Origin of the sequence: Burkholderia pseudomultivorans (assembly GCF_902499075.1) — a bacterium.
Classification (GTDB): Bacteria; Pseudomonadota; Gammaproteobacteria; order Burkholderiales; family Burkholderiaceae; genus Burkholderia; species Burkholderia pseudomultivorans.
The window spans coordinates 1-21,561 of sequence record NZ_CABVPP010000030.1 but is presented as its reverse complement, the minus strand read 5'-3'; the positions used below and the strand labels follow the sequence as shown (position 1 = coordinate 21,561).

The window sequence follows — 21,561 nt, the reverse complement described above, 5'->3', positions numbered from 1 at the left end:
CGCCCGACGAGTGCAGGATTCGACAAGACGCGCACGCCGATTCACCCGATACTGGCCGACTTGATGATTTTGTCGGCCGCGCCGCGGCCTGCTCCGCATGCTTACCTCGATCGTCGCCGCGCTGTTCGTCGCGCTGTGGTCCACCGGCTTCATCGTCGCCCGGGCCATCAAACCCTATGCCGATCCCAACCTGTTCCTGCTCGCGCGTTTCGCGGGCACGGCCGCGCTGTTCGCGGCGGTCGCGCTCGCCGCGCGCGCGCCGTGGCCGGCCCGCCGCGAATGGCCGCGCCACCTGATCGCGGGCGCGCTGCTGCAAGGCGTCTACCTCGGCGCGAGCTACTGGGCCGTCGCGCAGGGGCTGAACGCAGGCGTGATGGCGCTGCTCGGCGCGTTGCAGCCGCTCGCCACGGCCGTGCTCGCGGTGCCGCTGTTCAACGAGCGCCTGCCGGCACGCGGCTGGCTCGGCATGGCGCTCGGCCTGGCGGGCGTCGCGCTCGTGCTCGCGCCGAAAGTCACGGGCGGCGTCGCGCCGCCGCCGGGTGCCGCGCCGGCATGGCTGGTCGTCACCGTGTCCGTGCTGGCGGTCGGCTCGATCACCGCGGGTTCGCTGTACCAGAAAGGCAAGCTCGCGCAAAGCGACCTGCGCACGGCGGTCGCCGTGCAGAACTTCGGCGCGGCGCTCGTCGCGGCCGTGTTCGCCGCGCTGCTGCATGAAACGCGCTGGATCGACGCGCCGGCGCTGTGGGTGTCGCTCGTATGGGGTGTCGTGTTCCTGTCCGGCGGCGCGGTCACGATGCTGATGTGGATGCTGCGGCGCGGCAACGCGGCGCGCGCGACTTCGCTGCTGTTCCTCGCGCCGCCGCTGGCCGCGCTGCAGGGCTACCTGCTGTTCGGCGAAACGCTCGCGGCGATCCAGCTCGCCGGATTCGCGCTCGCGCTGGTCGGCGTCGTGCTCGCGCGGCGCTGACGCCGGCGCATCGCGCATCGCGCATCGCGTGTCGCGTGTCGCGTGTCGCCGATGCAACGCGCGGCCGCCGCAACGCCGGCCCGGCGCGGCACCGCGCTGCGATTGCGCTTATGATGAGCGCCTTGCATTTCGTTCCGGAACCCTTCCCATGACAGCCGCCGATTACGCCAGCCGCCAACGCGCAATCATTGCCGAACTGAACGTTGCCCCGCATTTCGACGCCGACGCCGAGATCGCCCGCCGCGTCGACTTCCTCGCGCAGTACCTGCGCTCGACCGGCCTGCGGACCTACGTGCTCGGCATCAGCGGCGGCGTCGATTCGTCGACGGCCGGCCGGCTCGCGCAGCTCGCGGTCGAGCGCCTGCGCGCAGGAGGCTACGACGCGCGCTTCATCGCGATGCGTCTGCCGAACGGCGTGCAGAACGACGAGGCCGACGCGCAGCGCGCGCTCGCCTTCGTGCGTGCGGACGAAACCCTGACGGTCGACGTGAAGCCGGCCGCCGATGCAATGCTCGCGTCGCTCGCGGCCGCCGGCCACGCGTTCGAGACGCCGGCGCAGCAGGACTTCGTGCACGGCAACATCAAGGCGCGCGAGCGCATGATCGCGCAGTACGCGGTGGCCGGCGCCACGCGCGGCATCGTGATCGGCACCGATCATGCGGCCGAATCGCTGATGGGTTTCTTCACGAAGTTCGGCGACGGCGGCGCGGACGTGCTGCCGCTCGCGGGCCTGAACAAGCGCCGCGTGCGCGCAGTCGCACGCGCGCTCGGCGGCGACGAGGCACTCGTGATGAAGGTGCCGACCGCCGATCTCGAGGAACTGCGCCCGCTGCGCCCCGACGAGCACGCGTACGGCGTCAGCTACGACGAGATCGACGACTTCCTCGAAGGCAAGCCCGTCAGCGACCACGTGTACGAAACCGTGCTGCGCTTCTTCGACGGCTCGCGCCACAAGCGCGCGCTGCCGTACACGCCGTTCGACTGGCCGGGCCTCGGCTTCGCCTCGAACGCCGGCCACTGCGGCTGACGCGCCGGGGCCGGCCAATGCCGACAACCGGCCCCGCGCGGCACCGCTTGCGCACGCGGCCGGACAACCGGCGCGGCGCTACGCGTGCCCGCCCGCCTTCTTCGCCTGCAGCGCGCGAATCCGCATCCGCGCGCCCGTATCGCCGACCGTCGCGTCGTACATCGCCGCGAGATCGCGCTTCAGTGCGGTGCGCGAACCGCCGTCGAGATACACCATGTGCCCCGACGGATAGAACCGCGCGGACAGGTTCTGCCGCACCTTCTGATCCTCGAGCGGCATCTGCTGCAGGTCGATTACGGTCTGGTAGAACGGCGTGACGAAATCGTAGAAGCCGTTCGCCGACAGCACCTTCAGGTCGACGTTGAGCGCCATCACCGCGGCGAGATCGCCGGCCGTATAGAGGATCACGTTCCCCTTCGCGTCGACGCCCTGCTGCGCGCCGGTCGGGTCGATATGGCTGAAATCCCAGTTCTGGAATGCCTGGTCGTTCAGGTCCGTGAACGCGGAATTCGACGTGAACTTCAGCTGCTCGTTCAGGTAGCTGTTCCACATCGCCGTGTAGACGCCCGTCACGGCCGTCATCGTCGGATCGTTGCCGCCCGAGTTCGGATCGATCTTGCCGGCGATGCCGGTCGAGATCGCCGTCACGCGACCGTCGTACGAGCCGAGCGCGAGCCCCTGCGCGCGCAGCAGCGTCGTCAGGAACACCGAATTGCCGCGCGCGTCGTAGCCGGCGATGTCGAGACTCCACGACTGCAGCGTCGCCGTGTCGATGCCCGTGTATTCGGACAGCTTCTGCACGACCGCCTGGTCGGCCTGCGGAAACTTGCGCAGCGCGTTCAGGTAGTCGGTGCGCGCGAACTGCGCGACTTCCTCGACGAACGCACCGAGATCGGTCGGCGTCGGCGACACGCCGAGCCGCTTGTGATACCACGCGTCGGCAGCCGCGGTCGGCAGCGCGCCGACCGGGTTGCCGGCCTGGCGGTAGTCGAGGATCGACGACTGCAGCGTGACGCCGTTCAGGTCGACGCCGTCCTCGTGCAGCTTGTACGCGAGCACGCAGCTGCGTGCGGTGCCGTACGACTCGCCGAACAGGTATTTCGGCGAATTCCAGCGATTGTTCTTCGTCAGGTAGCGCTTGATGAACTGCTTCAGCGAATCCGCATCCTGGTCGACGCCCCAGAAATTGCGGTTCTTGTTCGGCGCGATCGCCGCCGAATAGCCGGTGCCGACCGGGTTGATGAACACCAGATCGCTGTGGTCGATCATGCTGTCCGGGTTGTCTTCCATCTGGTACGGCGCGGGCGGCGTGAAGCCCGGCATCGACGTCCTGATCCGCTTCGGCGCGAACGAGCCGAGCAGCACGAACACCGACGACGAGCCCGGCCCGCCGTTGTAGAAGAACGTGACGGGACGCGTTTCCTCCTTCGCGCCGTCGGCCGTAAACGCGACATAGAACAGCTTTGCGGCCGGCTGCGAGCTGCTCGGGTCGACCGTCACCAGATGGCCGGCCGTCGCCGTATACGCGATGCGCTTGCCGTCGATCAGGATCGTGTGATGCGTGATCGCGGCCGCCTCGGTCGTGTCGGTCACCGAATCGTCGGGGCCGTTGCCGTACGCGACCGGATCGAAGAACGGCTGGTCGCGCCCGTGGCTCAGCGCGACCGGATTGACGCTCGGCGGCACGCCGTGCGAGTTGTGGTCGCCGTGATGCAGCGGATACACGCCGCCGGAGGATGCGGAATCGATGCCCATCGTGCTGCTCCTGGAGGTAAGAAAAGACGCGGGGGCCCCCGCGTCGAACGAAAAGGCGTGTACCGCGGCCGTCAGCTCGACGGCTTGCGTGCGAGGATCGCGGCGAGCTTCGCGCCGTCGGGGCTGCCGAGCCCCGTGCATGCGTCCCACCCTGCGGCGGCCGCATAGGTGCCGTTCGATCCTTTCGTGATGTCGCGCAGCGCACCCGGATTCTTGTACAGCGTCGGATTGATCCAGCCGGCCGCTGCGCCGGCCGCCGCGTTGATCCGCGCGATCAGCGCAGCCCACAGCGGCGCGACCGCGCTCGTGCCGCCCATCACCGCGGCCGTGCCCGCAATCGAGACTTCGTAGCCGGTTTGCGGCGATGCATCGCCGGCGACGTCCGGCACGCCGCGTTTCGCCAGCGGCGCGCTGCTGCCGTCGGCCCGCGTCACGACGAGCCCCTGCTGCCATGCCGGCACGTCGAACATCGTGCTGACGCCGCCGCCGCCCGCGCCGCCGCCCGACGCCTCGTCGTTCCACGTGACCTCGCTGCGGATGCCCTGGCCGGGCAGCGCATCGAGCTGCGTGCCGCCGCACCCGAGCACGTACGGGCTCGACGCGGGGAAGTCGACATGATCGGCGCCGTCCTGCAGGCCGTCGCCCGAGCCGCTGTCGCCGGACGCCGCGCACACCGTGATGCCCTGCGCGGCGGCCGCCTGCAGCACGCGGTTGAACGCCTGCGCCGACTGCGCCTGCCAGATCGCCTCCGGGCCGCCCCAGCTGATCGAGATCACCGACGGCTTGTTGGTCGTGTCGGTGACGGCCGCGTTGACGGCCTGGATGAAGCCTGCGTCGCTGTTCGCCGCGAAGTAGACCGCGATCTTCGCGGCCGGCGCGATCGCGCCGGCGATCTCGATGTCGAGCGCGACCTCGCCGTCCGGGCCGTTCGGCTCGCCGGTCGGCGCATTGCGGCCCGTGCCGACGTTCACGTCGACGAGCGTCGGCGGCGTGGTGATCCCGAGCCCGCGGAAATACTGCGCGATGTCGGCCGCGCGGTAGCCGCCGCCCAGCTCGACGATCGCGATGCATTGCCCGGCGCCGTCGCCGGCGGGAAAGCCGTACAGCGACGCCAGCTGCGGCGGCGTGAACGTGACGCCGGCCGCCGCGCCGCGCGCGGGCGTGAACGGCGGACGCATCCGGAAGTGCGGCCGCGCCTGCGGGCGGCTGTCGAGGCCGAGCACGGCCGTGACGGCGTCGCCGAGCTCGTCCGGCAACGCGATCGGGCCCGAGCGGCCGCGGTACTGGCCGATCGCATGATGCTCGAACCGCTCGAGCGTGACGCCGAACGCGGCTTCGAACTGCTTGATCGTGCCAGACAGCACGACGACGCTCTCGACCGGATCGACGCGATCGACCGTCAGTTGGTGACGGTGCGCGAAGTCCTCGGTCTTGCGAATGTCGTCGGGACTGGCGGAGAACCGCTGCGCGAACGCCTCGCGCGACAGCGGCCTGGCTTGCGCGTCGCCGGTGGCGAGCTGGTGAAGCAGCGTGTCGAGTTGCCCTTCTTCCTGCCGCCGCAACATGATCGTGACGTGGATGCGTTCTGCGGGATCGCACGGGCCGAGACACTTGGAATCGGCGACGATCCGGGGTTCACGGTCGGCGTGAAGATGCCTTGCCATGTTCAGACCCTCCTTGGTACCGCGTTGCACGGAACAGCCAGGAAATCGGACAGGGCCGGCGGAAGACGGTTCCGTTCGGTCAGTCTGGTTCGACGCAGCGCGAAGACACAGGAAGTTTAGAACAGTCAGATGATTTGCGCGCACGCCGTTGTGCGGCGGGAAGGTGCGCGAGGCCGGCGTTGCAGGCCGCCTCGCGCGCAAGATGCGCTGCGCTGCCGGGGCGCTCAGTCCATCGACAGGCGTAGCGCGAAGCCGATCAGCGCCGCCGAGAAGGTCCAGCGCTGCACCGTCTGCGCGAGCGGATGCGCGCGCATCCACGACGCGATCCGCGACGCGCCGAACACGCAGGCGAGGTCGAAGCACACGCCGGCCGCGACCAGCAGCGCGCCGAGCGCGAACATCTGCCAGACGACCGGCCCGGCCTCCGGCCGCACGAACTGCGGCAGCAGCACCGAGCAGAACAGCAGCGCCTTCGGGTTCAGCAGGTTGGTCAGCAGCCCCTTCACGAACGACTGCCGCAATGCGCCGGCCGCCGCTTCGCCGCCGCCGACGTCGAACACCGGCGAGCGGAACACCTGGATCGCGACGTAGCCGAGATACAGCGCGCCGCCGTAGCGGATCACTTCGTACAGCCACGGCGCGCTGCGAATCAGTGCCGCGACGCCGCACGCGGACAGCGTCACGTGCGCGCTGCGCGACAGCGACAACCCGGCCGCCGCGGCGATCCCGGGCCGCACGCCGCGGCCGATGCTGGTCTGCAGCACGAGCGCCATGTCCGGCCCCGGCACCGCGTAGATGGCCGCCAGCGCGGCGAGATAAATCAACAGCAAATGCGTGGAAATCATGGTCTGCCCCCGTCCGTCAACGACGATAGTTTGCCGCTGACGAACGAGGGATTATTGGCCATCTTCGGTTCATAACTGGCGATCGATAGCGGAATCCTCCACAATTACGTCGTCAAAACATGGAATCCACCAACATGACCGAGCTCGACAAAACCGACCGCGCGATTCTGGCCGCCGTGCAGCGCGACGGCCGCCTGCCGATCGCGCGCCTCGCCGACAGCGTCGGCCTGTCCGAAACGCCGTGCGCGCGGCGCCTGAAGCGCCTCGAGAACGACGGCTACATCGAGCGCTACCGCGCGCAGCTGTCGCGCCAGGCGCTCGGCTTCGGCGTCGTCGCGTTCGTGCTGGTGCGGTTCGCGACGCACGACCGCAAGGTCGCCGACCGCTTCGAGCGCGAGGTGCTCGGCATCGAGCGGATCCTGTCGTGCCACAACGTGGCCGGTACCGCCGACTATCTGCTGCAGGTCGTCGCGCGCGATCTCGACGACTACGGCACGTTCCTGCGCGATTCGCTGCGGATGCTGCCGGGCGTGACGTCGATCGAATCGGCGCTGTCGCTGCGCGAGGTCAAGCACGACGCGGGCTTGCCGGTGCCGTGAGGCGAGCCGCGGGCCGAGCGCGCACGGAGCCGGCGGGCACAGGCTGCCGCGTCCGCCCGTCACATCGTTAGCCGTCGATGCGTACCGCCGACAGCCGCCGCGTGACAGTTGCTGACGCTGTCGGCCCTAGACGGCGTCCGGCGCCTGGTGCGCGTGTTCGAGATCCTCGAGGAACGCCTCGACGAGCGGATTGCCGCGCCCGTTGCGCGCGACGACCATGTGGAACGTCACGTCGTAGTGCAGCCGCTCCGGATTGAGCGGCGCGAGCAGCCCCTGCGCGACGTACGGCGCCGCGAAGTGCTGCGGCAGGTAGCCGAGGTGGTGGCCGGACAGGATCAGCAGCGCGACGGCCTCCATGTTGTCGGCGGTCGCGGTCACGCGGTCCGGCGTGGTCGACATCTGCGCCTCCGGCAGCGGATACGAGCGCCACGCCCATTCGAAGCCGGCCACGTCGGCCGGCGTCAGCGCGCCGGCGCGCTCGAACAGCGGATGGCCGCGGCCGCAATACGCGACCTGCCGCTCGATGAACAGCGGCGTGTAATGCAGCGACGGCACGCGATGCCAGAAATAGCCGACCGCGATCTGGATCTCGTCGCTCAGCAGCTTTTCCTCGAGATCGCCCGGTGCGCGCACCGAGATCGAGAAACGCACCGCCTCGTCGCGCGTGCGGAACGCGGCGATCGCCTCGGCGATCCGCGCGTTCTGGCTGATCGGCGTGTGTCCGATCAACCCGATATGCAGCGTGCCGACGAGCTGGCGGTCCATGTGCCGCGCGGCCATCCCGAATTCGTCGAGCGCGGCGAGCAGCTTGCGGCTCATCGCATGGAACCGCTCGCCCTTCGGCGTGAGCCGGAAACCGCTGCGGCCGCGCTCGCAGAGCCGGTAGCCGAGCCGCGTCTCGAGCGACGACAGCTGTGCGCTGATCGTCGACTGGCCGACGTTCAGCACGGCCTGCGCGGCCGACACGCCGCCCGCGTCGGTGACCGCGAGAAACACGCGGATCAACCGCAGATCGAGGGTCGACAGATTCCCCAGCACGCTATTCCCCTTGCATACATCGATGGAAATCGATGTTTACGTCGATATCTTCGCATTCTTCTTTGCGGGCGGAGCGCGTAAAACTGTGCGCCACGCCGCGTCGAATGATACGGCAACCCCACATCGGAAGAGACACCCCATGAACGACACCACCCGTTTCCAGCCGCTCGGCGGCAACGAAATGCCGCGCTGCGGCGGCATCGCGACGATGATGCGCCTGCCGCACGTGCCGACCGCCGAAGGCCTCGACGCGTGCTTCGTCGGCGTGCCGTTCGACCTCGGCACCTCGAACCGCACCGGCGCGCGCTTCGGCCCGCGCCAGATCCGCACCGAATCCGTGCTGCTGCGCCCGTACAACATGGCCACGCGCGCCGCGCCGTTCGACTCGCTGCAGATCGCCGACATCGGCGACGTCGCGATCAACCCGTACAACCTGCACGACTCGATCGCGCGCATCGAGGATGCGTACGACGCGATCCTGAAGCACGACTGCAAGCCGATCACGCTCGGCGGCGACCACACGATCGCGCTGCCGATCCTGCGCGCGATCCACCGCAAGCACGGCAAGGTCGCATTGATCCACGTCGATGCACACGCCGATGTGAACGATACGATGATGGGCGAAAAGATCGCGCACGGCACGCCGTTCCGCCGCGCGGTCGAGGAAGGCCTGCTGCACGGCGACAAGGTCACGCAGATCGGCCTGCGCGGCACCGGCTATGCGGCCGAGGATTTCGACTGGTGCCGCGAGCAGGGCTTCCGCGTCGTGCAGGCCGAGGAGTGCTGGAACAAGTCGCTCGCGCCGCTGATGGAAGAAGTGCGTGCTCGCATCGGCGACACGCCGGTCTACATCAGCTTCGACATCGACGGCATCGACCCGGCCTACGCGCCGGGCACCGGCACGCCGGAAATCGCCGGCCTCACGGTGCCGCAGGCGCTCGAAATCATCCGCGGCGCGAAGGGGCTGAACATCGTCGGCTGCGACCTCGTCGAAGTCGCGCCGCCGTACGACCCGTTCGGCACCACCGCGCTGCTCGGCGCAAACCTCGCGTACGAGCTGCTGTGCGTGCTGCCGGGCGTCGCGTACCGCGACTGATCCCGGCGCCGCCAACCATTCCAAATCAGAGGATTCCAGAGGAGCACACGCAAGATGGGGACTTCCGTCAAGCAACCGAAGCGCGCGGCGCTCGCGTCGTTCGTCGGCACCACGATCGAGTGGTACGACTTCTATAGCTACGCGACCGCCGCCGCCATCGTGTTCGGGCCGCTGTTCTTTCCCGGCGAAAACCGCTTCATCAGCCTGCTCGCGTCGTTCGGCTCGTTCGCGGTCGGCTTCTTCGCGCGGCCGCTCGGCGGCGTGATGTTCGGCTATCTCGGCGACCGCTTCGGCCGCAAGCGCTCGCTGCTCGCGACGCTGATGCTGATGGCCGTGTCGACGGTCGCGATCGGCCTGCTGCCGACCCACGCGCAGGCCGGCGTGATCGCGCCGATCCTGCTGGTGCTGATGCGCGTGCTGCAAGGCATCGCGGTCGGCGGCGAATGGGGCGGCGCGGTGCTGCTCGCGGGCGAGCATGCGCCCGAAGGCAAGCGCACGTTCTTCGCGTCGTTCGCGCAGCTCGGCAGCGCGAGCGGCCTGATCCTGTCGATGCTCGCGTTCGGCGCGATCAGCACGCTGCCGAAGGAAGACCTGATGAGCTGGGGCTGGCGCCTGCCGTTCCTCGCGAGCGCGGTGCTGCTGGCGGTCGGCTTCGTGATCCGGGCCAGCGTGTCGGAATCGCCGGAGTTCGAGGAAGTGCGCGCGCGCGGCGACACCGCGCGCAACCCGGTGCGCGAGGCGCTGAAGTACTGGCCGCTGCTGCTGCTCGCGATCGGCGCGAACGTGTACGGGATTGCCGGCGTGTATTTCAGCAACATCTTCATGATCAGCTATGCGACGCAGTTCCTGTCGCTCGACCGCTCGATGGTGCTGCAGTGCATGACGATCGTCGCCGTGCTGCAGTTCGTCGTGCAGCTCGCGGCCGCGTTCTTCGCGCAGCGTTTCGGCACGACGCGCGTGCTGCTGATCACCGGCGCGTGGGCCGCGATCGTTCCGTTCGTGATGCTGCCGCTCGTGCACATGGGCACGCCGCTGTCGATCACGGTCGGCGTCGGCCTCGCGACGCTCGCGGAATCGGGCTACTACTCGGTCGTCGCGGGCTTCGTCAGCGGCATCTTCGTCGCGCGCATCCGCTACACGGCGATCTCGATCGCATACCAGGTGTGCGGCGCGCTCGCCGGCGGCCTCACGCCGCTCGTCGCGACCGTCATCGCGCAGAACACCGCACCGCAATGGTGGCCGCTCGCGATCCAGTACACCAGCGCGGCGATCCTGTCGTCGCTGTGCGTGTGGCTGATCTCGCGCCGCGTCGGCATCGACGACGCCGGTGCGCCGCGCGACACGTCCGACGCGCTGCCGCGCACCGCACGCACCGCGTAACACCCGGCAACGCGGGCCGGCATCGCGCCTGCCCGTTCGCCCGGCGGCGCACCGCGCCGCCCTTTTCCGTCACCGTCACAATCATTCATCGCCTGCCGCGCACGCATCGCGGCGGGCCGGCGCGCGCGGTCGCATCGGCGAACCGCGCGCGACCCAGGAGACATCGCGTCATGAACCGCCCCGACACCCTCGATCTCGGCCACGCCGAATCGGCCAGCCTTGCGATCGAGCATCACTCGATCGACTACATCCCCGAGAACGAACGCCACGCGAAGCTCGCGAGCCAGGGCCCGTTCTGGTTTCTCGGCAACTTCCATTTCTTCACGATCTCGATCGGCTTCGTCGGGCCCGGCATGGGGCTGTCCGCGGGCTGGACGACACTTGCCGGCGCACTCGGCATCATGTTCGGCACGATCTTCATGGCATTTCACGGGTCGCAGGGGCCGGAAATGGGCCTGCCGCAGATGATCCAGTCGCGCGCGCAGTTCGGCTATCGCGGCGTGATCGTCGCGCTGCTCGCGACGCTGTTCGTGTTCGTCGGCTTCAACGTCGTCAACGTGTCGCTGATGGTCGACGGCGTGCACAACGTGTTCGGGATCGACGGCGGTTTCGTCGCGATCGCGGCCGTCGCAGTCGGCGCGCTGCTCGCGATCTACGGCCACGACCTGATGCACCGCACCTTCAAGTGGGCGCTGATCGCGACGCTGCCGCTCTATGCGCTCGTCACGCTCGCGCTCGCGTTCGGCCATGCGGCGCCGGCGACGGCCGCCGCCGCGCCCGCCGCTGTGCCGGGCTTCAACTGGATCGGCTTTGCGACGCAGTTCGCGATCGCCGCGAGCTACAACATCTCGTATGCGCCCTACGTGTCCGACTACTCGCGCTACCTGCCGAAGCACACGAGCCGCGCGAAGCTGATCGCGGTGATCTTCGCCGGCGCCTCGCTGTCGGGCACCTGGATGATCGGACTCGGCGCGTGGCTCGCGCAGAAGCTGCATGCGGCCGATGCGCTGGTCGCGATGAACGACGTCGGTGCGTCGCTGGTGCCGGGCCTCGGCAAGTTGATCGCAATCGTGTCGCTGGTCGGCTTCCTGCCGATCATCGCGCTCAATGCGTACAGCGCAATGCTGACCGTACTGACCGGCATCGATTCGATCGTGCCGATCAAGCCGACGCGTCGTGCACGCATTGCGTCGATCGTCGCGATCAGCGCGTTCGTGCTCGCCTGCGTGTTCGCGATCCGCGGCAACGGCATCGCGCTGCTGCAGACGTTCCTCACGCTGATGCTGTACTTCCTCGTGCCGTGGACCGCGGTGAACCTCGTCGACTATTTCTTCGTGCGGCGCGGCCACTATGCAATCGCGCATTTCTTCACGGCGGACGGACTCTACGGCGCGTGGCAACCGCGCGGCATCGTCGCGTACCTGGTCGGCTTCGCGGCGATGGTGCCGTTCTTCTACATCTTCGACGCCGAAGCGAACCGCGAGGTGTTCGTCGGTCCGTTCGCGCGAATGCTCGGCGGCGTCGACCTTGCATGGCTCGTCGGGCTGATCGTCGCGGGCGCCGTATATGCGCTGCTGTCGCGCTCGCTCGACCTCGAACGCGAGCGCCGCGTGATTGCGCAGACGCCGTCGCCGGAAGACGCGGCCGGCATCGCGCGGCAGGAACGCGTGTAACGCAGTGAATTCGTGCAGTCGGCCCGGCGTGCCCGCGGCCGATTGCACGAACCTGCGCAGGACGGCGCGCCTTTGCCGTTGCGGCGGTTCACGCGCACCGCGCCCGCGTTGCTGTTACTGCAGCTGGCCGCGCAGCGTCTTCGCAGCGGCGACCATGTTGGTCAGCGCCGGAATCACCTCCGCCCACTGACGCGTCTTCAGCCCGCAGTCCGGGTTCACCCACAGACGCTCCGCCGGAATCCGTTCGGCCGCCTTCTTCATCAGCCCGACGATGTGATCCTGCGTCGGGATGTTCGGCGAGTGGATGTCGTACACACCCGGCCCGATTTCGTTCGGATACTTGAAGTCGTCGAACGCATCGAGCAGCTCCATGTCCGAGCGCGACGTCTCGATCGTGATCACGTCGGCATCCATGTCGGCGATCGACGCGATGATGTCGTTGAACTCCGAATAGCACATGTGCGTGTGGATCTGCGTGTCGTCCCGCACGCCATTCGCGGTGATGCGGAACGATTCGACCGCCCACTTCAGGTATTCGCCCCATTGCGCGCGGCGCAGCGGCAACCCTTCGCGCAGCGCGGCCTCGTCGATCTGGATCACACGCACGCCGGCCTTCTCGAGATCGAGCACTTCGTCGCGAATCGCGAGCGCGAGCTGGCAGCACGACACCGAGCGCGGCTGGTCGTCACGCACGAACGACCAGTTGAGGATCGTCACCGGGCCGGTCAGCATGCCCTTCATCGGCTTGTTCGTCAGCGACTGCGCGTACGTGATCCACTCGACCGTCATCGCCTTCGGACGGCTGATGTCGCCGAACAGGATCGGCGGCTTCACGCAGCGCGAACCGTACGACTGCACCCAGCCGAACTGGCTGAACGCGTAGCCGTCGAGCTGCTCGCCGAAGTACTCGACCATGTCGTTGCGCTCGGCTTCGCCGTGCACGAGCACGTCGAGTTCCAGCGCTTCCTGCTCGCGCACGCTGCGTTCGATCTCGGCCTGCATCGCGGCGCGGTAGCCCGCTTCGTCCAGCGCGCCGGCCTTGAACTGGCTGCGTGCGCGGCGGATTTCGCCGGTCTGCGGGAACGAGCCGATCGTCGTCGTCGGGAACGCGGGCAGCTTCAGGCGGGCCGACTGCTTCCGCGCGCGCTGCGGGTACGGGCTCGCGCGCTTGCCGAGCCGCGCGTCGATGCCGGCGAGCGCAGCCTGCACGGCCGGATTGTGCACGCGCGGCGAGCTGCGGCGCGACGCAATCGCCGCGGCATTCGCGGCGAGCGCATCGGTCACCTTGTCGCGGCCCTCGTTCAGCGCGGTCGCCAGCACCTTCAGCTCGTCGAGCTTCTGCAGCGCGAACGCCAGCCACGAACGGATTTCCGCATCGAGCTTCTGTTCGCTCGCGAGATCGACCGGCACGTGCAGCAGCGAGCACGACGGCGCAAGCCACAGACGATCGCCGAGCTGCTTCGCGAGCGGCTCCAGCCAGTCGAGCGCGGCGCCCAGGTCCGTCTTCCAGATGTTGCGGCCGTTGATCGCGCCGACCGACAGCACGCGCCCGGCCGGCAGCTCGCGAGCCAGCGCGTCGATCTCGTCGCGCGCGTTGATCGCGTCGACATGCAGGCCGTCGACCGACAGCGACGCGGCAAGCGCCAGGTTGTCCTGCAGCTGGCCGAAGTACGTCGCAAGCAACACCTTGATGCGGCGCGTCTCGAGCGCGGCGTACGCGGTCCTGAATGCCTGCTGCCATTCGGCATCGAGCTCGGTGACGAGGATCGGCTCGTCGATCTGCACCCATTCGACGCCCTGCGCGGTCAGCGTGTCGAGCAGCGCGCCGTAGACCGGCAGCAGCTTCGGCAGCAGCGCGAGGCGGTCCGAGTCGTCCTTCGACTTGCCGAGCCACAGGTAAGTGACCGGCCCGATGATCACGGGCTTCGCGTTCACGCCCTGCGCCTGCGCTTCCGCCAGTTGCTGCAGCAGGCGCGACGGATCGAGCGAGAAATTCGTGTCGGCGTGGAATTCCGGGACGATGTAGTGATAGTTCGTATCGAACCACTTCGTCATTTCGCCTGCCGCGACACCGCCGCAGCAGGCGGCTTGCGCTTCGGCGGACTGCGCCGAACGGCCGCGCGCCACGCGGAAATAGTTGTCGAGCGTGTCGCCGTGGAAGCCCTGCACGCGCTTCGGCAGGTTGCCGAGCGTGAAGCTCATGTCGAGCACCTGGTCGTAGAACGCGAAATCGCCGATCGGCGCGAGGTCCAGGTCGCGCTGGTCGTTCCAGTGACGCCGGCGCAGCTCGGCGCCGAGCGCCTTCAGCTCGTCGCGCGACGATTCGCCCTTCCAGTAGCGTTCGAGACCGAACTTGAGTTCGCGCCGGGCGCCGATGCGCGGGAAACCGAGATTGTGTGTCGTAACCATGAAGCTGCCGTCCAGAAGAATTGGGTGAGTCGGCAGCCATGATAGGGATTTCAACCCATGAAATAAAATGGCATTATTTCATTCATCCATCAAATCTGTTCATGCGTCTGCAGGGCAAGCGAAATCCATGCTGGAGCGATTCCATCTCGTCGTGATCCGCGAAGTCGAGCGCCAGGGCTCGCTGACCGCGGCCGCCAATGCGCTGTGCGTCACGCAGTCGGCGCTCAGTCATACCGTGAAGAAGATCGAGCAGCAGCTCGGCACCGCGATCTGGGATCGCGAGGGGCGCGGCCTGCGGCTCACGCAGGGCGGGCAATATCTGCTGAAGCTGGCGAACCGGCTGCTGCCGCAGTTCGAGCTGGCCGAGGAGCGGATGAAACAGTATGCGAAGGGCGAGCGCGGCACGCTGCGCATCGGGATGGAATGCCATCCGTGCTACCAGTGGCTGCTGAAGGTCGTGTCGCCGTACCTGTCGCGCTGGCCGGACGTCGACGTGGACGTGAAGCAGCGCTTCCAGTTCGGCGGCATCGGTGCGCTGTTCGGCTATGACATCGACGTGCTCGTGACGCCCGACCCGCTGAACAAGCCGGGGCTGCGCTTCGATCCGGTGTTCGACTACGAGCAGGTGCTGGTGGTCGCGGATGCGCACCGGTTCGCGACGGCCGACTACGTGACGCCCGAGCAGCTCGTCGACGAGATCCTGATCACCTATCCGGTCGAAACCGATCGGCTCGACATCTACAACCAGTTCCTGACGCCGGCCGGCATCGTGCCGAAGCGGCACAAGTCGATCGAGACGACCGACATCATGCTGCAGATGGTCGCGAGCGGGCGCGGCGTGGCCGCGCTGCCGAGATGGCTCGCCGACGAATATGCGGACCGGATGCCGGTCGTGCCGGTCAAGCTCGGCAAGCACGGCATCTCGAAGCAGATCTTCCTCGGCATCCGCGAAGCGGACGCGGCGATCGACTACCTCGCCGCGTTCGTCGCGCTGGCGCGCGAATCGACGTGGAGCGCGCCGCGCATGCTGCGGTAGGCGCGCGCCGTCGGCCGATGCGCGCGTGGCGTCAGGCGGCGCGCATCGCGGTGCGTTCGGCGCGCTCGACCCACGCGCCGAACAGCAGGCCGATCGTCGTCCACAGGATCGCCTGCATGCCGATCGCCGCGACGCGGAACTTCCACAGCAGCATCGCCGGGAACGCCGCCGGCACCTCGTCGATCGACGGCAGGCCGAGTTGCACGGCCGCGATGATCGCGACGTATACGAGTGCCGCGGCGATCGACGCGTTCCAGTGGCCGAGCTTCGCGAGCAGATGGCCGCGCACGCTGACCGAGAACACCATCGTCGCGATCGAGATCGCGATCATCAGGAAGAACAGCCCGGTGCGATAGCCGATCGTATCCGGGTCGCCGATCGACGGCGGATTGGCCGGGTACTTGAGGTTCGGCACGATCACGAGCGCGACGAACGCGCCCAGCGCGAGCCACGCGGCGAGCGGTCGCGCGGCGATGCGGCCGACGCGACCGTATGCGTACGCGAAGGTCAGCGCGAACAGTCCGCCGAAGGCCGCGCCGTACGTGACGACGCCCGTCAGCAGCCCGATGCCGGCCTGCGTGTCGCGACTGACCAGTTCGGGTTCCGGCGCGTCGCCGTGGGCAGCATCGAGTTTTTCTTCGAGGGCGATCGCCTGATCGACTTGCGGTTCGCCGACGATCTTCGCGAAACCGAACGTGAGGAGGCCTGCGGCGATGCCTGCGAGCATCCCGCGCATGAGCAGCTTTCCGACCATCGTGAACTCCGCGTCAGTGGCAGGGGAAGCCGAGCAGATGGCGGCCGTCGTGGACGAACTCGTGCACGTACATGCCCGGCACGAGCGACGTCGCGCCCTGTTCCGCGCCGACGAAGTAAAGCGCGAGCAACAGGATCAGGCCGACGAACACGGCCCACGGCAACAGTGCGCGGACGGGAATGGGCTCCGGCGCGACGGCCGGCTTCAGGACTGCTTCGCTCATGGATGCACCTCAGGGGAATCGCGCCCCGGTCAATGAATGGACGGTCAACGAAGGCAGGTCTGACTTCCGGGATGCGGGATCCGCGGTTACAGTGGCGCGACCGCGCCGGATTCTCACCGGCTTCCGCGCTTCGTATCGGGCGCATTGTACGCGCGAACGTTCGGGCGATGAATACCGTGCCCGCACGCCGCGCCGATCCGGAGACCGACACCGACATGCCTGCGCTGCTGCGACTGATTGCACACGCATCGACCCGTGCGATGCGCACCGGCACGTTTCCCGACAACGCCCCGCTCGATGCGCGCGGCCTGGCGGAAGCTGCCGCGCCCCGCAAGTGGCGGGAAAGTATCGCGGGCGCGCTGGTGCTGTGCAGTCCCGCCCGCTGCGCACAGCAAACCGCCGATGCGCTCGGACTGCATGCCGACCTCGACGCGATGCTGCGCGATGTCGACTACGGGTGCTGGCGCGGCAGGCGGCTGCAGGACCTCGGTCGCGATCATCCGATCGAACTCGATGCATGGATCCGCGATCCGTCCGCGTCGTCTCACGGCGGCGAATCGTTCGACGAGGCGATGCGTCGGGCCGGCGCATGGTTGAATCGTCTGCCGCACGATCGCGACATCGTCGCAATCACGCACGCGCCGATCGTGCGGGCCGTGATCGCGAACGTGCTGCGCGCCGATGCAAGGGCCGTCTCGGGCATCGACATCGCGCCGATGTCGTGCACGACGTTCGCGGGCTCGCCGGATGGCTGGACGCTGATCGCGGATGACGGCAGCCAGGATGGCCGTTTCGGGTGAAGATCGACCATGATCGACGGACTGCGTTCGGCAGGTCGCCGATGTTGTGTGCAAAGGCGTCGAACGAATGAAACGTCACACACCGGTTCTTTCGTTTTGCCAACAAAATCTCTTGCGCCGAAATCTTTCATTTCCGTAATGAATGCTTTCGCGCGTCGCGGCTGTCATCAAAGTGACTGAATGCCGAAGCTAGGATCGGACGCGGTTCCCTTACGAGATGCCGTCATGAATCAGCCTGCTTCGTCCACCGCCCGTTCCGGCTCCCCCGAACGCACGCGGCAGCTCGGCTATGCCGTGTTCCTGCTGGTGCTCGCGATCGGCGCCGTCTATATCGCCACCCACCTGTTCGCGGATCTCGCGCCGGTTCGCGAAGGCTCGCTGTTTCCGTACCTGATGCTCGGCGCCGCGCTGCTGATCGCGCTCGGTTTCGAGTTCGTCAACGGTTTTCACGACACTGCGAACGCGGTCGCGACCGTGATCTACACGCACTCGCTGACGCCGAACGTCGCGGTGATCTGGTCGGGGATGTGGAACTTCCTCGGCGTGATGATTTCGAGCGGCGCGGTCGCGTTCGGCATCCTGCAGTTGCTGCCGGTCGAACTGATCCTGCAGGTCGGCAGCGGCGCCGGCTTTGCGATGGTGTTCGCGCTGCTGATCGCGGCGATCGTCTGGAACCTCGCAACCTGGTATTTCGGACTGCCGTCGTCGAGCTCGCATACGCTGATCGGCTCGATCATCGGCGTCGGACTGATGAACCAGCTGATGCACGGGCCGTCCGGCACGAGCGGCGTCGACTGGGGCCAGGCGCTCGGCGTCGGCAAGTCGCTGCTGTTCTCGCCGATCGTCGGCTTCCTGTGCGCGGCGCTGTTGCTGCTCGTGCTGAAGGCCTTGGTGCGGATCCCCGAACTGTACAAGGAGCCGCCGAAGGACCAGCCGCCGCCGTTCTGGATTCGCTGCCTGCTGATCCTGACCTGCACGGGCGTGTCGTTCGCGCACGGTTCGAACGACGGCCAGAAGGGCATGGGCCTGATCATGCTGATCCTGATCGGCACCGTGCCGACCGCCTATGCGCTGAACAAGGCCGTGACGCCGGCCGAGTCGCAGACCTTCGTCGCGGTCGCGAACCAGGCCGCCGCCACGTTCGGGAAGTACGCGAACGGCGTCGCACCGTCCGCGAATCCGCGCGCCGACGTCGAAAGCTACGTCCAGCACCGCCAGTTGACGCCGGCCGTGATTCCCGCCGTTCAGCAGCTGTCCACGTCGCTCGCGAACGCGGTCGGCAAGTCGGGTTCGATGGCGGCCGTGCCGCAGGGCGACGTCGACAACGTACGCAACACGATGTATCTCGTATCGGAAGCGATTCGCCTGCTGGAGAAGGCCGGCCAACCGGCATTCGCCACCGACGACAAGCTCGCGATCGACAACTATCGCAAGCAGCTCGACCATGCGACGAAGTTCATTCCGACCTGGGTGAAGGTGGCGGTCGCCATCGCGCTGGGTCTCGGCACGATGGTCGGCTGGAAGCGGATCGTCGTGACCGTCGGCGAAAAGATCGGCAAGCAGCATCTGACGTACGGGCAAGGCGCGTCGGCCGAACTCGTTGCGATGCTGACGATCGGCGCGGCCGATGTGTATGGCTTGCCGGTGTCGACGACGCACGTGCTGTCGTCGGGCGTGGCCGGCACGATGGCGGCGAACGGATCCGGGCTGCAATGGGGCACGGTGCGCAGCCTCGTGCTGGCGTGGGTGCTGACGCTGCCGGCCTCGATCGTGCTCGCCGGCGCGCTCTACTGGCTGTTCCGGTCGCTGGGCTGATTGCCGTGGCGCGGCGGCCGGTCGATATCGGCTGCCGCTTCCGCGAAGGCGCGATCGGGAGTCGTCGCGGAAGCGTCTCTCGTCCTCTCTCTCCGATTCATTACGTGTCGTGAAGCCGCCGATGCGGGTGCGTCGTGCGGTGTGTTCCTTTCTCCTCCGCTTCCGCCTTCGAATGGAGATGCAAGCGCTCGAGCGCATTTCGACGACGAGCGACATCAGGCAGGCTCATCGACTTCCGCCGCCGATGCCGCAGGCGCGCACGGCGACCGGACGTCGCGACATCTCCGGTTCCAATGCGGCCTTCGCCGATTCCGGCGTGCGTTTCGTGAAACCCCAGCGTTCGGCGTTCGGCGTTCGGCGTTCGGCGTTCGGCGTTCGGCGTTCGGCGCTTAGCCGCGCGGACGCCTTTTGCCGCGTGAACGCGCATCGCGCGCCGGCTTACCCGCGCGCGGCGCCCGCCCGCAGCCGGTCTCCTGCATTGGTCGCAAGCCGTGCGTAGCCGGGCAGCGTCAGCAACGCGAGCACGCCCGCGGCGACGAACGCCCAGCGAAAATCGTCGAGTACGTAGTGCACGCCCGTCGCATCGCCGCGCAACAATGCCGCCACGCGTAGCGACAACGCGCCGAACGCGATGCCCATCCCGATCGTCATCTGCTGCGCGGCGCTCCACAGCGTGCTGGCTGCGCTCGTCTGTTGCGCGGGGATGTCCGCGTAAGCGAGCGTCGCCAGCGTCGTGAACTGCATCGAGCGCGTGAGTCCGTAGACGAATACGACGAGCAGCGTGATCGTCAGCGGCGTCGAGGCGGTCAGCCAGCCGCATGCGATCGTGAAAAGGCCGGCGATCGTCACGTCGACGAGTGCGACGCGCCGGAAGCCGAATCGATCGAGTATCCACGACGTCCCCGCCTTCATGCCGAGATTGCCGAGCGCGCTCGCGAGCAGCAGCAGGCCGGACTGGAACGGCGACAGGCCGAAACCGATCTGGAACAGCAGCGGCAGCAGATACGGCACCGCGTTGATTGCGATCCGCGTGATCGAGCCGGTGATCACCGTGACCGAGAACGTCGGCACCTTCAGCGTCGTGAAGTCGAGCAACGGATGGTCGCAACGCCGCGCATGCAGCCACGCGGCAATGCCGAACAGCACGCTCGCGCCGACGAGCATGCCCGCGCGCGCGAACTGTGCGTCCTGCTGGCCGGCGGTTTCGGTGCCGATCAGCAGACAGGTCAACGCGCCTCCCGCCAGCACGAAGCCGCCCCAGTCGAGCGGCCGCTGCTCGTTGGCGCGCGTGTTCCGGACGATCAGCCACGTACAGACGAGCGCGGCGATGCCGAACGGCACGTTCAACAGGAAGATCCATCGCCATGACGCGTAGGTCGTGATGAAGCCGCCGATCGGCGGCCCGACGACAGGCGCAACGATCCCGGGCCACGTGATCGTCGCGATCGCGCGCATCAGCCGCGCCTTCTCGGTGCTGCGCACGACGATCATCCGTCCGACCGGCACCATCATCGCCCCGCCGACGCCCTGCAGCAGTCGTGCGGCCGTAAACGTCGTCACGCCGTTGGAGAGTCCGCACAGCACGGACGCGCCGGTAAAGACGACGATCGCGCTACCGAACACCGTACGCGATCCATATCGGTCCGCAACCCAGCCGCTAATCGGGATGAACACCGCGAGCGCGAGCATGTAGGCCGTCATCCCGAGACTCAGCGCATTCGGCCCGACGCCGAACGTGTGCGCCATCTGCGGCAGCGCGGTCGCGATCACGGTCGTGTCGAGATACTCCATGAAGAAGGTGGCGGCGACGAGATACGGCAAGAAGTCGGTCGTCCGATCACCTTGGGCGGGACTGGCAGTCATGAACAGGGCAGTAGACGGAATACTGAAGACGCCGATCGCTGACAGCTGCGACAAAAAAGCGCGGGGACCGGCACGAATCGCGATATTAACTCGAAGGGTCGATTCTTCGCTCTGCCGACCGTTGCTGGGCGGGGTGTCGGTATGCGCAAGACTTTATGCGCATAGATTCAATTCGTAGAGTGCGGACGAAAATCACGAAGATCGCCGAAGATGCACGATGATCGAGAGAGTCAGAAGCGAATTCAAGGAGGTGCCGAATACACCTTTTCCGCGCCACAAATGCAAAAACCCCCGCCTGTTTGGGCGGGGGTTTCTGGCTTAGGGAGCCTGACGATTACCTACTTTCACACGGGAATCCGCACTATCATCGGCGTGGAGTCGTTTCACGGTCCTGTTCGGGATGGGAAGGGGTGGGACCGACTCGCTATGGTCATCAGGCAAAGAGGGTTGTTGCGTTGCTTCGCAGCGCAACCAATCTGGGAAGAAGCAGTAATCTTGGGTTGTGCGTATCGCACACGAGAATCAACAAGTGCTGCAAGGCAGACTTGTTATAGGATCAAGCCTTACGGGCAATTAGTATCGGTTAGCTGAACGCATTACTGCGCTTACACACCCGA

At 67.4% G+C, this 21,561-nt stretch carries 17 protein-coding genes, 1 rRNA gene and 1 riboswitch; of the genes, 9 read left to right on the top strand and 9 right to left on the bottom strand.

Features of this window, described 5'->3' with window-relative positions; translation table 11 throughout:
• Positions 1 to 97 precede the first annotated feature (97 nt).
• Together BST28156_RS19675 and nadE are read left to right on the top strand one after the other, a co-directional pair.
• A complete protein-coding gene (locus tag BST28156_RS19675) occupies positions 98 to 967 on the top strand; it encodes a DMT family transporter (protein ID WP_060242742.1) in 870 nt (289 codons plus the stop codon).
• A 148-nt stretch (positions 968 to 1,115) separates the two neighbouring features.
• Entirely contained in the window at positions 1,116 to 1,994 is an 879-nt protein-coding gene (gene nadE, locus BST28156_RS19670) for an NAD(+) synthase (RefSeq protein ID WP_174903159.1), read from the top strand.
• Positions 1,995 to 2,072: 78 nt separating this feature from the next.
• Here the strand turns inward: nadE and BST28156_RS19665 are convergent, their stop codons facing one another.
• The 3 genes from BST28156_RS19665 to BST28156_RS19655 all read right to left on the bottom strand — a co-directional run bounded on the left by BST28156_RS19665 (position 2,073) and on the right by BST28156_RS19655 (position 6,258).
• Positions 2,073 to 3,749 (bottom strand): S10 family peptidase, encoded by a 1,677-nt coding sequence (locus tag BST28156_RS19665; protein WP_060242737.1) that lies wholly within the window; start codon positions 3,747 to 3,749, stop codon positions 2,073 to 2,075.
• 71 nt (positions 3,750 to 3,820) lie between these two features.
• Positions 3,821 to 5,413, bottom strand: a complete 1,593-nt coding sequence (locus BST28156_RS19660) for a S53 family peptidase (RefSeq protein WP_174903158.1) — start codon at positions 5,411 to 5,413, stop codon at positions 3,821 to 3,823.
• 224 nt (positions 5,414 to 5,637) lie between these two features.
• Complete coding sequence (locus BST28156_RS19655; RefSeq protein ID WP_040130991.1) at positions 5,638 to 6,258, bottom strand: LysE family translocator; 621 nt, start codon at positions 6,256 to 6,258, stop codon at positions 5,638 to 5,640.
• 134 nt (positions 6,259 to 6,392) lie between these two features.
• On the opposite strand from BST28156_RS19655, the gene BST28156_RS19650 reads away from it, so the two are divergent.
• Entirely contained in the window at positions 6,393 to 6,857 is a 465-nt protein-coding gene (locus BST28156_RS19650; protein ID WP_174903157.1) for an Lrp/AsnC family transcriptional regulator, read from the top strand.
• A gap of 126 nt (positions 6,858 to 6,983) precedes the next feature.
• Here BST28156_RS19650 and BST28156_RS19645 read toward each other — a convergent pair whose 3' ends face one another.
• Complete coding sequence (locus tag BST28156_RS19645) at positions 6,984 to 7,895, bottom strand: LysR family transcriptional regulator (RefSeq protein WP_060242732.1); 912 nt, start codon at positions 7,893 to 7,895, stop codon at positions 6,984 to 6,986.
• A 139-nt stretch (positions 7,896 to 8,034) separates the two neighbouring features.
• Here BST28156_RS19645 and speB point away from each other — a divergent pair, with 139 nt between their 5' ends.
• The 3 genes from speB (at position 8,035) to BST28156_RS19630 (ending at position 12,044) form a co-directional block, all read left to right on the top strand.
• Entirely contained in the window at positions 8,035 to 8,991 is a 957-nt protein-coding gene (gene speB / locus BST28156_RS19640; RefSeq protein WP_060242730.1) for an agmatinase, read from the top strand.
• A 54-nt stretch (positions 8,992 to 9,045) separates the two neighbouring features.
• Positions 9,046 to 10,371, top strand: a complete 1,326-nt coding sequence (locus BST28156_RS19635; RefSeq protein ID WP_174903156.1) for an MFS transporter — start codon at positions 9,046 to 9,048, stop codon at positions 10,369 to 10,371.
• A gap of 170 nt (positions 10,372 to 10,541) precedes the next feature.
• On the top strand, positions 10,542 to 12,044 hold the full coding sequence (locus BST28156_RS19630) for a purine-cytosine permease family protein (RefSeq protein WP_174903155.1): 1,503 nt from the start codon (positions 10,542 to 10,544) through the stop codon (positions 12,042 to 12,044).
• 114 nt (positions 12,045 to 12,158) lie between these two features.
• Here BST28156_RS19630 and metE read toward each other — a convergent pair whose 3' ends face one another.
• A complete protein-coding gene (gene metE, locus BST28156_RS19625; RefSeq protein WP_174903154.1) occupies positions 12,159 to 14,453 on the bottom strand; it encodes a 5-methyltetrahydropteroyltriglutamate--homocysteine S-methyltransferase in 2,295 nt (764 codons plus the stop codon).
• Between the two features lie 127 nt (positions 14,454 to 14,580).
• Between metE and BST28156_RS19620 the strand changes: the two genes are divergently transcribed.
• The gene (locus BST28156_RS19620) at positions 14,581 to 15,489 is read left to right on the top strand and encodes a LysR family transcriptional regulator (RefSeq protein ID WP_060242725.1); all 909 of its coding nucleotides are present in this window, start codon (positions 14,581 to 14,583) and stop codon (positions 15,487 to 15,489) included.
• 31 nt (positions 15,490 to 15,520) lie between these two features.
• Here the strand turns inward: BST28156_RS19620 and BST28156_RS19615 are convergent, their stop codons facing one another.
• Together BST28156_RS19615 and BST28156_RS19610 are read right to left on the bottom strand one after the other, a co-directional pair.
• Positions 15,521 to 16,243: a CbtA family protein gene (locus tag BST28156_RS19615; protein ID WP_174903153.1), complete on the bottom strand. Its 723-nt coding sequence runs from the start codon at positions 16,241 to 16,243 to the stop codon at positions 15,521 to 15,523.
• Positions 16,244 to 16,256: 13 nt separating this feature from the next.
• Positions 16,257 to 16,466: a CbtB domain-containing protein gene (locus BST28156_RS19610; protein ID WP_060242721.1), complete on the bottom strand. Its 210-nt coding sequence runs from the start codon at positions 16,464 to 16,466 to the stop codon at positions 16,257 to 16,259.
• 35 nt (positions 16,467 to 16,501) lie between these two features.
• A riboswitch (cobalamin riboswitch) is annotated at positions 16,502 to 16,643 on the bottom strand.
• Here BST28156_RS19610 and BST28156_RS19605 point away from each other — a divergent pair.
• Together BST28156_RS19605 and BST28156_RS19600 are read left to right on the top strand one after the other, a co-directional pair.
• Positions 16,634 to 17,266, top strand: a complete 633-nt coding sequence (locus tag BST28156_RS19605; RefSeq protein WP_254596400.1) for a histidine phosphatase family protein — start codon at positions 16,634 to 16,636, stop codon at positions 17,264 to 17,266. (Overlaps the previous riboswitch by 10 nt.)
• Positions 17,267 to 17,491: 225 nt before the next feature.
• On the top strand, positions 17,492 to 19,081 hold the full coding sequence (locus BST28156_RS19600; protein ID WP_060242719.1) for an inorganic phosphate transporter: 1,590 nt from the start codon (positions 17,492 to 17,494) through the stop codon (positions 19,079 to 19,081).
• A 438-nt stretch (positions 19,082 to 19,519) separates the two neighbouring features.
• Here BST28156_RS19600 and BST28156_RS19595 read toward each other — a convergent pair whose 3' ends face one another.
• Positions 19,520 to 20,944, bottom strand: a complete 1,425-nt coding sequence (locus BST28156_RS19595) for a DHA2 family efflux MFS transporter permease subunit (RefSeq protein ID WP_174903152.1) — start codon at positions 20,942 to 20,944, stop codon at positions 19,520 to 19,522.
• 325 nt (positions 20,945 to 21,269) lie between these two features.
• Positions 21,270 to 21,382 (bottom strand): 5S ribosomal RNA (gene rrf, locus BST28156_RS19590).
• Positions 21,383 to 21,561 lie beyond the last annotated feature (179 nt).